This is a genomic window from Streptomyces yangpuensis (genome assembly GCF_024666385.1).
Taxonomy (GTDB): domain Bacteria; phylum Actinomycetota; class Actinomycetes; order Streptomycetales; family Streptomycetaceae; genus Streptomyces; species Streptomyces yangpuensis.
Genome location: NZ_CP102514.1, coordinates 4,900,394 through 4,914,852, shown reverse-complemented (window position 1 = coordinate 4,914,852; position 14,459 = coordinate 4,900,394). Strand labels below are relative to the sequence as shown.

Annotated in this window: 12 protein-coding genes and 2 tRNA genes; 5 read left to right on the top strand and 9 right to left on the bottom strand. The window is 71.3% G+C overall.

The window, feature by feature from the left end:
* Positions 1-150: 150 nt before the first annotated feature.
* Complete coding sequence (locus NRK68_RS22665) at positions 151-543, top strand: CBS domain-containing protein (RefSeq protein ID WP_183067238.1); 393 nt, start codon at positions 151-153, stop codon at positions 541-543.
* A gap of 70 nt (positions 544-613) precedes the next feature.
* Here NRK68_RS22665 and NRK68_RS22660 read toward each other — a convergent pair whose 3' ends face one another.
* Positions 614-2,083, bottom strand: coding sequence for a catalase (locus NRK68_RS22660; RefSeq protein WP_183067237.1), 1,470 nt, complete (start codon positions 2,081-2,083; stop codon positions 614-616).
* 130 nt (positions 2,084-2,213) lie between these two features.
* Between NRK68_RS22660 and NRK68_RS22655 the strand changes: the two genes are divergently transcribed.
* Complete coding sequence (locus tag NRK68_RS22655; RefSeq protein ID WP_183067236.1) at positions 2,214-2,630, top strand: Fur family transcriptional regulator; 417 nt, start codon at positions 2,214-2,216, stop codon at positions 2,628-2,630.
* Between the two features lie 132 nt (positions 2,631-2,762).
* On the opposite strand, the gene NRK68_RS22650 is transcribed toward NRK68_RS22655, so the two are convergent.
* The 4 genes from NRK68_RS22650 to NRK68_RS22635 all read right to left on the bottom strand — a co-directional run bounded on the left by NRK68_RS22650 (position 2,763) and on the right by NRK68_RS22635 (position 8,039).
* Positions 2,763-2,836, bottom strand: a tRNA-Met gene (locus NRK68_RS22650).
* A 151-nt stretch (positions 2,837-2,987) separates the two neighbouring features.
* Positions 2,988-4,844, bottom strand: coding sequence for a tetratricopeptide repeat protein (locus tag NRK68_RS22645; protein WP_183067235.1), 1,857 nt, complete (start codon positions 4,842-4,844; stop codon positions 2,988-2,990).
* A 192-nt stretch (positions 4,845-5,036) separates the two neighbouring features.
* A tRNA-Met gene (locus tag NRK68_RS22640) sits at positions 5,037-5,110 on the bottom strand.
* Between the two features lie 52 nt (positions 5,111-5,162).
* Complete coding sequence (locus NRK68_RS22635) at positions 5,163-8,039, bottom strand: UPF0182 family membrane protein (protein WP_220819137.1); 2,877 nt, start codon at positions 8,037-8,039, stop codon at positions 5,163-5,165.
* 131 nt (positions 8,040-8,170) lie between these two features.
* On the opposite strand from NRK68_RS22635, the gene NRK68_RS22630 reads away from it, so the two are divergent.
* The gene (locus tag NRK68_RS22630) at positions 8,171-8,740 is read left to right on the top strand and encodes a PPA1309 family protein (protein WP_183067233.1); all 570 of its coding nucleotides are present in this window, start codon (positions 8,171-8,173) and stop codon (positions 8,738-8,740) included.
* Between the two features lie 20 nt (positions 8,741-8,760).
* On the opposite strand, the gene NRK68_RS22625 is transcribed toward NRK68_RS22630, so the two are convergent.
* From NRK68_RS22625 to NRK68_RS22610, 4 genes are all read right to left on the bottom strand, one after another.
* Positions 8,761-9,852, bottom strand: a complete 1,092-nt coding sequence (locus tag NRK68_RS22625; RefSeq protein WP_183067232.1) for a YlbL family protein — start codon at positions 9,850-9,852, stop codon at positions 8,761-8,763.
* Between the two features lie 166 nt (positions 9,853-10,018).
* The gene (locus NRK68_RS22620) at positions 10,019-10,234 is read right to left on the bottom strand and encodes a hypothetical protein (protein ID WP_183067467.1); all 216 of its coding nucleotides are present in this window, start codon (positions 10,232-10,234) and stop codon (positions 10,019-10,021) included.
* Between the two features lie 291 nt (positions 10,235-10,525).
* Positions 10,526-10,987: a molybdenum cofactor biosynthesis protein MoaE gene (locus tag NRK68_RS22615; RefSeq protein WP_183067231.1), complete on the bottom strand. Its 462-nt coding sequence runs from the start codon at positions 10,985-10,987 to the stop codon at positions 10,526-10,528.
* Positions 10,988-11,088: 101 nt separating this feature from the next.
* Entirely contained in the window at positions 11,089-12,267 is a 1,179-nt protein-coding gene (locus tag NRK68_RS22610; RefSeq protein WP_079025510.1) for an SDR family oxidoreductase, read from the bottom strand.
* 193 nt (positions 12,268-12,460) lie between these two features.
* On the opposite strand from NRK68_RS22610, the gene NRK68_RS22605 reads away from it, so the two are divergent.
* A complete protein-coding gene (locus tag NRK68_RS22605) occupies positions 12,461-13,888 on the top strand; it encodes a zinc-dependent metalloprotease (protein WP_183067230.1) in 1,428 nt (475 codons plus the stop codon).
* Positions 13,885-14,421 carry an NUDIX hydrolase gene (locus tag NRK68_RS22600; RefSeq protein WP_183067229.1) on the top strand — a complete coding sequence of 179 codons (537 nt, stop codon included), beginning with the start codon at positions 13,885-13,887 and terminating at the stop codon, positions 14,419-14,421. Before NRK68_RS22605 ends, NRK68_RS22600 begins: the two co-directional genes overlap by 4 nt.
* Positions 14,422-14,459: the final 38 nt, after the last annotated feature.

The following is a 14,459-nucleotide window of genomic DNA, read 5'->3' as shown; positions in this document are numbered from 1 at the left end:
TCCTTTCGCACGCCTCCTTGCTGGCCCTCCCGGTCCGTGGGAATCTGACAATCCCCACGCTTGTGCGCTTGTGAAACGTTTCTCTTGAGACGTTCCACCGGTCGCACCCACCCCGGCGCGGGGGCTCACCCCCAGGAGGTGGCTCTCTTCATGCTCGTCCGTGACGCAATGAGCACCGTGATCCTCACCCTCGGACCCGCACACACCCTCCGGCAGGCGGCCTGCCTGATGTCCGGCCGGCGCGTCGGCGCGGCCGTCGTCCACGACCCCGACCACAGCGGAATCGGCATCCTGACCGAGCGCGACATCCTCAACTCGATCGGCGCGGGCCACGACCCCGACCGGGAGTCGGTGGCCGCGCACACCACCAACAACGTCGTCTTCTGCACCCCGGACGCCACCCTGCAGGAGGCCGCGGAGGCGATGGCCCACGGCGGTTTCCGGCACCTGATCGTCCTGGAGGACGGCGGACCGGTGGGCATCGTGTCCGTGCGCGACGTCATACGCTGCTGGGTTCCGGCGCGGCGCACGGTGTCCGCGTGAAACGGCGCCGGGCCGCGGCCCTTTCGAAGAGGACCGCGGCCCGGCGTCCCGCCCCGGCAGGCGGTGTCCGTCAGCCGCGGAGGGCCTGGACCGCGGCGTCCAGCCGCTTGCCGAAGTCCCCGTCCGCCCGGCGGAAGTTGTCGATCGCGCGCTCGACGATGTCGTCGCGGGAGACCTTGGCGATGAAGCCGGAGAGGTTCTCGATCAGACGGGTCTTCTCGTCCTCGGAGTACAGGCGGTAGAGATTGCCCGCCTGGACGAAGTCGTCGTCCTCGCTGTGCACGGGGGCGGCGTGGTTGCCCGTGCCGCCGGTGACCGGGACCGGCTGCCACAGCGGACGGCCGGTCTCGTGCGGGCCGCCGAAGCTGTTCGGCTCGTAGTTCTTCGCACCCTTGTGACGGCCGTCGTAGAGGTACCCGTCACGGGAGTTGGTGCGGGCCTCGGTGGCGTGCGGACGGTTGACCGGCAGGTGGTCGGCGTTGATGCCGACGCGGTAGCGGTGGGCGTCACCGTAGCCGAAAAGACGGCCCTGGAGCATCTTGTCCGGGGACGGACCGATGCCGGGAACGAAGTGCGCCGGGGAGAAGATGGACTGCTCGACCTCGGCGAAGACGTTCTCCGGGTTGCGGTTGAGCTCCAGCTTGCCGATCTCGATCGGCGGGTAGTCCGCGTGCGGCCACACCTTGGTGAGGTCGAACGGGTTGAAGCGGTAGGTCGCCGCGTCGGCCGCCGGCATGATCTGGACCTGCACGGTCCAGGTCGGGAAGTCCCCGCGCTCGATGGCCTCGCGCAGGTCGCGCTGGTGGCTGTCGGGGTCCTCACCGGCGAGAGCGTTGGCCTCGGCCTGGGTGAGGTTCTTGATGCCCTGGTCGGTCTTGAAGTGGTACTTGACCCAGAAGACCTCTCCGGCCTCGTTGTTCCACTGGAACGTGTGCGAGCCGTAGCCGTTCATGTGGCGGTAGGACGCCGGGATGCCGCGGTCGCCGAACAGCCAGGTCACCTGGTGGGTGGACTCGGGCGACAGCCCCCAGAAGTCCCAGACGTTGTCCGCCTCCTGCGAGCCCGTGTACGGGTCGCGCTTCTGGGTGTGGATGAAGTCGGGGAACTTGATGGCGTCCTTGATGAAGAACACCGGGGTGTTGTTGCCGACGAGGTCGTAGTTGCCCTCCTCGGTGTAGAACTTCAGCGCCCAGCCGCGGGGGTCGCGCACCGCGTCGGCGCTGCCCAGGTTGCCCGCGACGGTGGAGAACCGCAGGAAGGTCTCGGTCTGCTTGCCGACCTCGGAGAGGAACTTGGCGCGCGTCCACTGCGAGACGTCGCGGGTCAGCGTGAAGGTGCCGTACGCACCGGCGCCGCGGGCGTGCACCACGCGCTCCGGGATGCGCTCACGGTTGAAGTGGGCGAGCTTTTCCAGCAGGAGCTGGTCCTGGACCAGAACGGGACCGCCGACGCCGGCCGTCTCGCTGTTCTGGTTGTCGGCCACCGGCGCCCCGGCCTCCGTGGTGAGCGGTCCCTGCGTCACGTGCGCCTCCTGCGTCATTGCTGCGTGTCCTGTCCTTGGCGTTCGCCGTACTCGATCCTACAATGGACTTTGTCCAAGTCAAGCAAGCATCCAAGTCCACACCGGTTCGGGAGTTACACCGAATCCCCTCGCTGTTAGGCTGATGTCCATGAGTGACCTGCTGGAACGACTTCGCGGACGCGGCTGGCGCATGACGGCACAGCGGCGCGTCGTGGCCGAGGTGCTCGACGGTGACCACGTGCACCTGACGGCCGACGAGGTGCACGCGCGTGCCGTGGCGAAGCTGCCCGAGATCTCGCGCGCCACCGTCTATAACACGCTGGGCGAGCTCGTCTCCCTCGGCGAGGTCCTGGAAGTCGCCACGGACCGGCGCGCCAAGCGGTACGACCCGAACGCCCACCGGCCCCACCAGCACCTGGTGTGCGCCCGGTGCGGCGCCATCCGCGACGTCCACCCGGCCGGAAACCCGCTGGCGGACCTGCCCGACTCCGAGCGCTTCGGCTTCGTCGTGTCGGCGGCCGAGGTCACCTACCGCGGCGTCTGCCCGAACTGCGCGGGCGCCTGACCCCGGACGCACGACGGCCCGGCCCCCCTGGGGAGCCGGGCCTCTTCTCTCTCTGGGGCGCTTCGCCGGTGAAAACGACCCCGGAAACGCCTCAGGGCCCGGATCCAGTGGATCCGGGCCCTGAGGCTTCAGTAGCGGGGACAGGATTTGAACCTGCGACCTCTGGGTTATGAGCCCAGCGAGCTACCGAGCTGCTCCACCCCGCGTCGGTGAACCCAACGTTACGTGAAGGCCCCCGGCGGATGCAAATCGGTTAACCGGGGCCGACGGTGGGACCGGGGCCGGCGGGTGGGATCGGAACCGGGGCCGACAGGCGGGACCGGGACCGGCGGGTGGGACCGCCCGCCGGTTCACCGGTCACGCCGAGAGTTCCTCCGCCAGCGCCTCCCGCAGCCGGGCCGCACGCTCGGAGACCTCCGCCGGTCCCAGCTCCATGGCGCGGGCGCACCACTTCTGGCCCTCCGCGAGGTCACCGTGGCGGGCCGCCAGCAGGCCGAGGCGCAGGGCGGCGCGGCCGTGGCCGGCCACCGCCGCGCGGGTCCACCACAGGGCGGCCTCCGGCTCGCTCCCCTCGCGGGCCAGCAGCAGCCCCAGGTTGAACGCTCCGTTGCGGGACCCGGCCTCGGCCGCCTCCCGGTACCAGCGGGCGGCCGCCTCCATGTCGCCGCGGGCCGCGGCCAGCATGCCGACGCGCACCTGGGCCCGGCGGTGCCCCAGCTCGGCGGCCCGCTCGTACCACTCCTCACTCTCGGTGCGCGGGGCGCTGCCGACCGGCTCGCCCAGCGCCGGCGGCTCCGGCGGCGGGGCCAGCGACTCCAGCAGCGCGGCCAGGCGGAACGCCGCCTCCGCGCTGCCGCCGCCCGCCGCGCACCGCAGGTGCCGCTCGGCGGCCCGCTCCTCGCCGTCGCGCACCAGGGCGATCCCGACCTGGAGCGCCGCGTCGGTGTGGCCGGCCGAGGCGGCCCGCTCGTACCACTTCAGCGCCGTGCGGTCCTCGTCCCGGCTGGCAAAGAGGATCCCGAGGTTGAACGCGGCGTCGACACTGCCCGCCTCCGCGGCCTTCGAGAACCACGGCTCGGCGCCCGCCGCGTCGCCGACCTGGAGCAGCATGATGGCCAGCGCGTTGGCCGCCTCGCGGTGTCCGGCGTAGGCGGCGCGCCGGTACCACTGCTCGGCCTGCGCGGTCCGGTCCTGTGCCGCGCACAGCAGAGCAAGGTTGTACGCCCCGTTTTGATCGCCCGCGTCCATGGCGGTGCGGTACCAGCGCTCGGCGGTCTGGGTCTCGCCGCGCGCCGCGTGCAGCGCGCCCAGGGCGTTCGCGGCGTTGCCGTCGCCGTCCTGCGCGGCGCGGTGCCACCAGGCCGCCGCGCTGTCCTCGTCGCCGGCGTCGCGCAGCAGGAAGCCGAGCGCGCACGCGGCCCGTGCCTCGCCCTGCTTGGCCGAGGTCAGGTACCAGCGCCCGGCCTCCTTGAGCTCCCCGCGCGCCTCCAGCAGGGCGCCGAGGTGCAGCGCCGCGCGCCGGTGCCCGCGCGCGGCGGCCTGCCGGTACCACTGCTCGGCCTCGGCGGGGTCGCCCTTGCGCAGGTGCCGCGCCAGCCGGTAGGCGGCCTCGCGGTGGCCCTGTTCGGCGGCGGCGCGGAACCACCGCTCCACACCCTTGTCGCCGCGGTGCTCCAGCAGGTCGGCCAGCCCGTACGCGCCCAGCGCATGGCCGGATTCGGCCGCCTGGCGCAGCCAGTACTCGGCGGCCGGCTCGTCGCCGCGCTCGCGGAAGTGACGGCCCAGGGCATGCGCGGCGGGCGCGGATCCGGCCACGGCGGCGACCCGCCACCAGCCGGCGGCCTCGTCGGGGTAGCCACGCTGGAGCAGCAGGACGCCCAGGTTGTTGGCGGCGGCGCGGTCCCCCTCGCCGGTGGCCCCGCGCAGGTACGGCTCGGCGCCGTCCAGGTCCCCGCGGCGCAGCAGCAGCGCGCCGAGCACGCTCATGGCACCGGGGTCGCCCTTGTCGGCGGCCACCCGGTGCCGGGCTTCCAGCTCGGCGTCGCTCGCCGCGTCGGTCTCGGCGAACATCTCCTGCGCGAAATCTGCATCGGTCAGCGCGGACTGCGTGTCGGCCACCGGTGCCGACTCGTTGGCTTCTTCGCCCGCTTCGGCCTGCGCCCTCACAAACCGCCCTGTCTCCAGCAGAGTTGACCTGTCCCCCATAAATCCCATCGTCGCATCACCTGCTACCCGCGTACACCTGGTATGTCGCAGTCAGTGAGGTCACTACAGCGTTTTGTCGACATGCCCACAGTGAGGTAAGTCAAACACGCTCCTGCCCCAACTCACCCGCCCCAGCTACCGCGTGTCCCGTCCGGACATGACGAAGGCCCGGATCCCATGGATCCGGGCCTTCGTCTTCAGTAGCGGGGACAGGATTTGAACCTGCGACCTCTGGGTTATGAGCCCAGCGAGCTACCGAGCTGCTCCACCCCGCGTCGGTGAAACAACAGTATCACGACGCGGGACGGAGCCCTCACCCTTTGATCATCAGCCGCCCGACGGAGGGGGCGTGGCCTTCGCCTCGGCCTCGATCGCCCTCTTCAGCGCGGCCTTGATGTCGTCCTGGGCCTTGCCGAAGGCCGCCCAGTCACCGGCCTGCCTGGCCTTCTCGGCCTCCTCGATCGCCTTCTGGGCGTCGGAGAGGGCCGCCTTGACCGTCGGGTCCTGGTTGGTCGGGGGCGTGACGGTGCCCTCGCCCGGCGGCTGCGCCGGCGGCACCGGCGTGGTCGGGGCCTCGGCCCCGAAGACCACGTTCAGCGCCTTCTCCAGGGTGTCCTCGAAGGCGGTCTGGTTGCCGTAGGTCACCAGCACCTTGCGCAGCAGCGGGTACTTGAGGCCGGAGCTGCGGACGTAGACCGGCTCGACGTAGAGCATCCCGCCGTCGAGCGGCACCGCGAGCAGGTTGCCGTACTCGATCTCCGAGTCGCCACCGCGCAGCAGGCGGATGGATTCGGCGATCTTCGGCTCCGACTGGAACTTGCTCTGCACCTGGCCGGGGCCCTCCGGCGGCTTGCTGGTCGGCATCTTCAGGATGCGGATCTTGCCGTAGTCCGGGGTGCCGGGATCGGCGTTGACCGCCATGAAGGCACTGAGGTTGGGCCGCTCGTTCGGCGTGAACGTCGTGGTGAGCGAGAAGACCTGGTCCTTCTCCTTCTGGTCCGGCATCTTCATCGACAGGTAGTACGGCGGAACCGCCGTGCCGGCCTTGGTCGTCGGGTCGTCCGGGACGGCCCAGGCCTCACTGCCGCTCAGGAAGGTCTGCGGGTCCGTGACGTGGTACCGGGTCAGCAGCTCGCGCTGGACCTTGAAGAGGTCCTGCGGGTAGCGGAGGTGGTCCATGAGCGGCTTGGCGATCTCGCCCTTGGGCTTCACCGTGCCCGGGAAGGCCTTCATCCAGGTCTTCAGGACCGGGTCCTGGGTGTCCCACTGGTACAGGTCGACGGAGCCGTCGTACGCGTCGACGGTGGCCTTCACCGAGTTGCGGATGTAGTTGACCTGGTTCTCCTGGGCCACCACCGCGCGCTGGCTGTTGGTGAGGGAGTCCGCGGTGCTCTGGCCCAGCGTGGTGCGCGAGGCGTACGGGTAGCCGTTGGTCGTCGTGTAGGCGTCGACGATCCACTTGATCCGGCCGTCGATCACCGCCGGGTACGGGGCCCCGTCGATCGTCAGCCACGGCGCGACGGCCTCGACGCGCTGCTTGGGCGTGCGGTTGTAGAGGATCCGCGAGCCCTCGCCGATGGCGCCCGAGTAGAGGATCTGCGGCTCGCTGAAGGTCAGCGCGTAGGCGGCCCGGTTGACCGGGTTGGCGAGGTTGACGCCGGAGTCGCCCTGGTAGCTGGTCTCCTTCTCACCCTTGTCGTCGGAGTAGTCGAGCTCCTTCTGCGGGCCGCCGACGATCGAGTACTGCTTCGTCTGCTCGCCGTAGTAGATGCGCTGCTCGAAGTTCGTGCCGAACATCCCCTTGGAGGGGAGGTCGGACTGGGTGAAGTCGGGAGCGCCGTCCTTGACGGTGGTGCCCTTGGCCGCGACCACGCCGTAGCCGTGCGTGTACTTGAAGTGGTCGTTGATCCAGTTGTTCTTCGGGATGCCGCCGATGTTCAGCTCGCGCAGCCCGATCACCGTGTCCTGACCGCTGTACCGGTCGACGGCCAGCGTGGACGGGAAGGCGTAGTAGCCCTTGACCTGCTGCAGCTGCTGGAAGGCCGGCGAGACGATGTTCGGGTCGAGGAGGCGCAGGCTGGCCGTGGTGTCGGCGGCGGACCGCAGCTTGGTGCGGTCCTCGGTCTGCGGCACGCCCGGGTAGTCCTTGACCTCGGCCCCGGCGATCCCGTAGGCGTCGCGCGTGGCCTTGATGTTCTTCTGGACGTACGGGGATTCCTTGGCCTGCTCGTTCGGCTGGACCTGGAACTTCTGGACGATCGCCGGGTAGAGCCCGCCGATCAGGATCGCCGAGAGCACCATCAGGCCGAAGCCGATCACCGGCAGCTGCCAGGTGCGGCGCCACAGCGTCGCGAAGAACAGCACGGCGCAGATCGCGGCGATGGCCACGAGGATCGTCTTCGCCGGCAGGTAGGCGTTCGCGTCGACGTACCGCAGGCCCGTCCAGTTGTCTGAGGCCTTGAAGTCACTGGACTTCACGGCGAGCCCGTACCGGTCGAGCCAGTAGGCGACCGCCTTGAGCGTCACGAAGAGGCCGAGCAGCACCGAGAGGTGCCCGGTCGCGGCCGCGGTGGCCCGCGCGCCCGGGCTGGTGACGCGCAGTCCGCCGTACAGGTAGTGCACGACGGTCGCGGCGATCACCGACAGGACGACGGCGGCGAAGCCGAAGCCGAGCAGGAAGCGGTACCAGGGCAGGTCGAAGGTGTAGAAGGACACGTCCATGCGGAACTGGGGGTCCTTCGTGCCGAAGGGCACCCCGTTCACGTACATGAGCCAGGTCTTCCACTGGCCGGCCGCCGAGGCTCCGGCGATCAGTCCGACGAGCACCGAGATGCCCAGGAGCAGCCACTTCTTGTACGGGGCGATGCTCATCCGGTAGCGATCGAGGCTCTGCTGCTCCATCGACATCGCGCTGAGCGGCGGCCGCAGCCGGTGCGCCAGCCAGATGTTCAGCCCGACCGCACCCGCCATCAGCAGACCGAAGACGGCGAAGAGCCCGATCTTGGTCCACAGCGTGGTGGTGAAGACGGTGGAGTACTTCACGGAGCGGAACCAGAGCCAGTCCGTCCAGAAGCCCGCGAACATGATGAAAAGCATTCCCAGGACCGCGAGCACGCCCAAGGTCATGAGGAGAGTGCGAGCACGCCGGGAGGGGCGTCCGACTCTCATCCGTGGCCCGGAAGGGCCTCCGCCGCGGTCCGGCATCTGGAAAGCCAAGGTGCGCACCTCGAAAGTCGCTGAGTACTGGTATTGAACGGACCCCCGATCGTAGAGCCCATTCATGCAACTTACGCAGGCTCCGGTCAGTTCCCGGTATGGGACGGAAAGGAGGCAGGATGTTGTCCATGTCCAACGTTTCGCCTTCCCCCGGCACACCCATGGCGGCCAGCCCGCTGACCCGCGCCTGTCTCGAGATCGACGAGTACGCGGCCGGCCTCGGCTGGGACAAGCCCGCGCGGCTGTTCGCGCTGGTCGACACCGCCCGGCTCAAGAAGCAGGAGCCGCGCCTGGCCTCCCAGCTCGGCCTCGACACGGACGACGCCGGCAAGAGCTCCCTCACCCCGATCGAGCAGGACACCGTCCCGTCCGGGACCCCGCTCGACAAGTTCCTGGGCACCATCGCCTGGCCCGACGCCGTCGTCGGGTGTGCGCTGACCGTCGAGCGCCTGATGCTGCCGCCGTCCGCGGAGGCCTCCGTACCGGAGGGGCTGAGCGACAAGCAGCTGTCGAAGTGGGTCGCCGGGCACCCGGAGCGGCAGGAGGTCCGGATCACCGTGGCCGTGCTGCGCGACGGCTCGCGCGAGTCCGCCGTACGGCTGCGGGAGAAGGACTCCTCGACGGAGGTCCTCACCGGCGGGGGTCTGGTCCCGGGTCTCGCCGAGGCCCTGGCCGCCACCTTCGCCTAGCGGACCGGGGGGCGGACCGGTCAGGGCCTGGCGCTGCACTGCGGCAGCCCGGCCGTGTCCCCCTTGCGGATCTTCTCCAGCGACTTCGTGGCGTCCTCAATGGTGGAGACCTTCACCAGCGTCAGCCCGTCCGGCACGTTGGAGGCGGCGGAGGCGCAGTTGTCGGCGGGCGTCAGGAAGTACTCCGCGCCGGCCTGGCGGGCCCCGATGGTCTTCATCTGGATGCCGCCGATGGGACCGACCTTGCCGGCGTCGTCGATGGTGCCGGTTCCGGCGATGAACTTCCCGCCGGTCAGGTCCTCGGGGGTCAGCTTGTCGACGATGCCGAGGGCGAACATCAGCCCGGCGCTCGGACCGCCGACGTCGGCGAGCTTGATGTCGATCGTGAACGGGAAGGTGTGGTCGCTGCCGGCCCGGATGCCGACGATGGCACGGCCGTCGCCCTCCGCCTTGCCCGCGGTGATCGTGACCTTGGAGGTGCCGGAGGGCTCGCGGCCCGCCTTGGCGGCCGCGGCGACGTCGGCGGCGGGAATGATGGTGAATTCGACCGGTTCGCCGGGCTTGTGCTTCGTGACGAGCTTGGCCACGTCCTCGGGGGCGGTGACGGGGGCGCCGTCGACGGCCTTGACCACGTCACCGGCGTGCAGCCGGCCCTCGGAGGGGCTGTCCTTGACCACGGAGGCGACGATCACCCGGGCGGTGACCGGGATGCCGAGCTGCTTGAGGGCCGCGACCTTGGCGCTCTGCTGCGACTGGCTGAACTCCTCGGCGTTCTCCTGCGTGGACTCCGCGTCGGTCTTGCCGTTCGGGTAGAGGTTCTCGTGCGGTACGACGATGTTGTCGCCGGCCAGCCAGCCGTAGACGGCCTCCACCAGGTTCATGTCGTAGTCGGCGCCCGTGACGCGGACCGTCGTCATGTTGAGGTGACCGCTGGTCGGATACGTCTTGCGCCCCGAGATGTTGAGAACGGGCTCGCCGTGCGAGTCCCCGAGCGTGTTCACGGTCGGTCCGGGGCTCATCTCGGAGTACGGGACCTTGATGAACACCCCCGCGCAGAGCAGCGCGAACAGCACCAGGGTGGAGGCGAGCATCGTCGCGGTGCGGCGTGGCATGGATCCGACAGTACGGGACGGCCCCGGCGAGCGGCCCTCGGGGCCGGTCCGTACGGGGTCCGTGCGCGAAACTCTCAGCGGATTCTCACGGGTGCGCGGTGCGGAGCGCGGGTGGGGAGCGAGCGGGGCGGGCGCCCCGCGCCGGTTCGGGCGGCGTCGGACGACGTCAGACGGCGTCGGAGGCGGAGTTGGCCTCGGCCTTGGCCCGGACCTGATCGGCACTGCCATGACCCTGGCCGTTGCCCATGGCTTCACGGAACCGTGCGTATCCCGCGAGCTCGGATATGTCCCCCTGCGTGCGGTCACGTGCCGCCCAGCTGCCCCATATCGCCGCGCCGATCGCGGCGAACAGCGGAATCAGCAACCACGCCAGAGATGCCATGGGCGTGCCTCCCTACCCCGAAGTACGTTCCGTTGGTGGCTTCAACGCTCGTGCCCGTGGGGGGGTTACGCAAATCGAGGGCGTGTTGCGCGGCCGAACGGGTGTGAGGCTACCCGCCGGCCGACGCCGCCCCGAGACCGGGGTCGGCCCGTCCGGACCACAGCCGTCGGCAGGCGCCGGCCCACTCCTGCGAGCCGTCCTCGAAGGCCCCCTGCCCCACGGTCCCCCTCGCGCAGTTCGGCGCCGGGGCGCCTCCGGGGCCGCCGGGGCCGCCGGTGAGCGCGCCGCGCGTCAGCAGGCGCCGACCCACTCCTCCGAGCCGTCGGCGAAGGTCTGGTGCTTCCAGATGGGGACCTCGTGCTTGAGGTCGTCGATCAGCATCCGGCAGGCCTCGAAGGCCTCCCCGCGGTGCGGGCAGGAGACCGCGACGACCACGGCGAGGTCACCGACGGCGAGGTCGCCCACGCGGTGCACCGCGGCCAGCGCGCGGACCGGGTACTTCGCCACGACGCGCTCGGCGACCCGGCGCATCTCGGCCTCCGCCGTCGGGTGGCAGGAGTAGCCGAGCGACTCGACGTCCGCCCCGCCGTCGTGGTTGCGCACCGTGCCGACGAAGAGCGTCGTCCCGCCCGTGGCGTCGTCGCCGACGGCCCGGAAGACCTCGTCGATCGAGAGCGGCGTGTCACGGATCTCGAGCAGCCGGACCGGGTCCTGCGCAGCCTGCTCGCCGGGGTGGTCGAAGTGCGGTGCCATACCGTCCATCGTGCCCTAGCCGCCGACCCGGCGAAATAGCTGATTCGCCCGGCCCGCGGCCCCCGCCTTGGGAGCCTCCTACAGGATCCGGCGCCGCGGGATCAGATCCCGCGGCGCTTGCGGGCCAGCCGGACCGCCGCCGCCGCGCCCAGCAGGGCCACCGTCGCGCCCGCCGCGCCGGCGGCCGTGGCGGCGTCCCTGCGGCCCAGCCGGCGGCCCGCGACCGTGTGGCGGCCCGCGACCTCCTGGAGGAGCTCGGCGAGGACCTCCTCGTTGGTCCAGCGCGGCCGCCAGCCCGCCGCGTGCAGGCCGCTGACGCTGACCACCCACGGGTGCATCGTGTACGCGAGGTCGCCGGCCGGGGACGGGGTCAGGCCGATCCGGTGCAGACGGGCCGCGGCGCCCAGCGCCACCGCCGAGGGCAGCTCCATGCGGCGGATGCCGCTCAGCTCCTCGACCTCCTCCTGCTCCAGCCACCCCTCGCAGCCCACGGCCAGCTCGCCCTCGACCTTCTCCAGGGCCGCGTACTCCAGGGCGCTGACCAGGTCCTCCACGTGGCAGAACTGCCAGGTGGGACGGGATCCCGCGACGACGAGCAGGCGCGGGGACTCGAAGTAGCGGGTCAGGGCGGTGTCGGTGCCGCCGACCAGGACCGCGGGGCGGACCACGGTGACGTTGAGCCCGGGGTGGGCGCGGGGTGCCCGGCGGCCGAGGCGCTCGATCTCCAGCAGGTCCCCGACGCCGGTCGCCTCGGCGGTGGCGCGCAGTTCGGAGTCCTCCGACAGCGGGATGTCGTTGTCGGGCAGGGCCCCGTAGACCATCGCGGACGTGCAGAGCACGACCCGGTGGACGCCGGCCGCGGCGGCTGCCGTGAGGACGGTCTGGGTCCCGCGCACGTTGTACGCCGTACGGGCCGCCGGGTCCGTCTCCAGGTCGAGGTCCAGGGCGAGGTGGACCACGACGTCGGCGCCGCGCAGCTTCTCGGCGATCGCGGGGTCGCGTACGTCGAGCACGTGCCACTGCGCGGCCGCGCAGTCCCCGCGCCGCTCGTCGATGGCGACGACCTGCTTGACCTCGTCGGAGGCGGCGAGGCGGCTCACGAGGGCCGCGCCGACGCCCGAGGCGGCGCCGGTCACGGCGATCACGGGGCTGGGCCGACGGGGCCCGTCCGGGTTTCGCGGCTGGCGAACGCCGGGGGCGCCGTCACCCTGCTCGGGGCGGTCGTCGTCCTGCGTCGCGCGGCTGCGCTTATCCGAAACGTGCGGATCTGGGGAACTCACCGGGCGTCTCCAGCGGTTGTCTTCAGTAGGGACGCGCCGTGACGCGTACCCACCAGGTGATGTCCATCCTGCCGCAGCCCAGGAGTCGGCGGAGCACCGAGCCCGGATGCGGGCCGCGGTGTCTACGCTGGGTGGTGTTGTCGGACCATTGCCCGCCGGTACCCGCCGGCGGCCCTACGAGCCGAGGAAACCCGTGAGCGACACCCCATTCGGATTCGGCCTTCCGCCGGAGGAGCCGGACAACGGCGACGAAGGCAAGAAGAAGGGCAACCAGGGCGGTCAGGGCGGCCCGAATCCGTTCGGGTTCCCCGGTATGGGCCTGCCCGGCGGCCTCGGCGGCCCGGGCGGCCCCGGCGGCGCGGACAACCCGTTCGCCGCGATGTTCGGTTCGATGAACCCGAACGACCTCGGCGCGGCCTTCCAGCAGCTCGGCCAGATGCTCAGCTACGAGGGCGGTCCCGTGAACTGGGACATGGCCAAGGACATCGCGCGCCAGACCGTCGCGCAGGGCACGGCGGACGGCGTGAAGGACACCAGCGTCGGCATCGCCGAGAAGTCGGCCGTCGAGGAGGCCGTGCGCCTGGCCGACCACTGGCTGGACGGCGTGACCTCGCTGCCGTCGGGTGCCACCACGGCCGTGGCGTGGAGCCGGGCCGAGTGGGTCGAGGCCACCCTGCCGGTGTGGAAGGAGCTCGTCGACCCGGTCGCCGAGCGCGTCGGCGCGGCCATGGGCGGCGTGCTGCCGGAGGAGATGCAGGCCATGGCGGGCCCGCTGCTCGGCATGATGCGCTCCATGGGCGGGGCCATGTTCGGCCAGCAGATCGGGCAGGCCGTCGGTGTCCTGGCCGGCGAGGTCGTCGGCTCGACCGACATCGGGCTGCCCCTGGGTCCGGCGGGCAAGGCCGCGCTGCTCCCGCTGAACATCGAGGGCTTCGGCAAGGACCTGGGAGTGCCCTCGGACGAGGTACGGCTGTACCTGGCGCTGCGCGAGGCGGCGCACGCCCGCCTGTTCGCGCACGTGCCGTGGCTGCGTTCGCACCTGTTCGGGGCCGTCGAGGGCTACGCCCGCGGCATCAAGGTGGACACCTCGAAGCTGGAGGACGTGGTCGGGCAGCTGGACCCGTCCAACCCGGAGCAGCTGCAGGAGGCCCTGCAGGGCGGCATGTTCCAGCCGCAGGACACCCCCGAGCAGAAGGCCGCCCTGGCCCGTCTGGAGACGGCGCTCGCGCTGGTCGAGGGCTGGGTCGACGCGGTGGTGCACGAGGCCGCCAAGCCGCGGCTGACCTCGGCGGACGCGATGCGCGAGACCATGCGCCGGCGGCGCGCCTCGGGCGGCCCGGCGGAGCAGACCTTCGCGACGCTGATCGGTCTGGAGCTGCGTCCGCGCCGGCTGCGCGACGCCTCCCGCCTGTGGGCGTCGCTGACCGACGCGCGCGGTGTGGACGGCCGCGACGGGCTGTGGGAGCACCCGGACATGCTGCCGACGGCATCCGACCTGGACGACCCGGACGGCTTCGTGCACCGCGAGCAGCTGGACTTCTCCGAGATCGACAAGATGCTCGGCGAGGCCGCCGAGAAGCGTGAGCAGCAGGGCGACGGCGAGGGCGAAGAGAAGAAGTGAGCCTCCACGACGACGCGGTCCTGGTCCTGAAGGACTACGAGGACCAGACCGAGCTGCGCGACCTGTACCTGGAGCACCTGGCCTCCCACCCGGACGGGGTCTACAAGCCCTGCACTGCGGGGCACGTCACGGGCAGCGCGCTCGTGATCGACCCGGTGGGGAAGCGGGTGCTGCTGACCCTGCACAAGAAGCTGGGCATGTGGCTGCAGATGGGCGGCCACTGCGAGCCCGGTGACACGACGATGGCGGAGGTGGCCCTGCGCGAGGCCCGCGAGGAGTCCGGCATCGAGCACGGTCTGACCCTGGTGCCCGGCGGCCCGGTGCGGCTGGACCGGCACCCCATCCCGGCGCCCTGCAACTGGCACCTGGACGTGCAGTACGCGGCGCTGGCCCCGGCCGGCGCGGTGGCGGAGGTCAGCGAGGAGTCCCTGGACGTGCGCTGGTTCCCGTACGAGGAGGTGGCCTCGGTGGCCGACACCTCGGTCGTACTGCTGCTGGAGGCGACCCTGGCGCGGCTCGACGCCACGGGCTGAGCCGGCGGGCCGAGCCCGCCGGCCGGGCCGGGCATGAC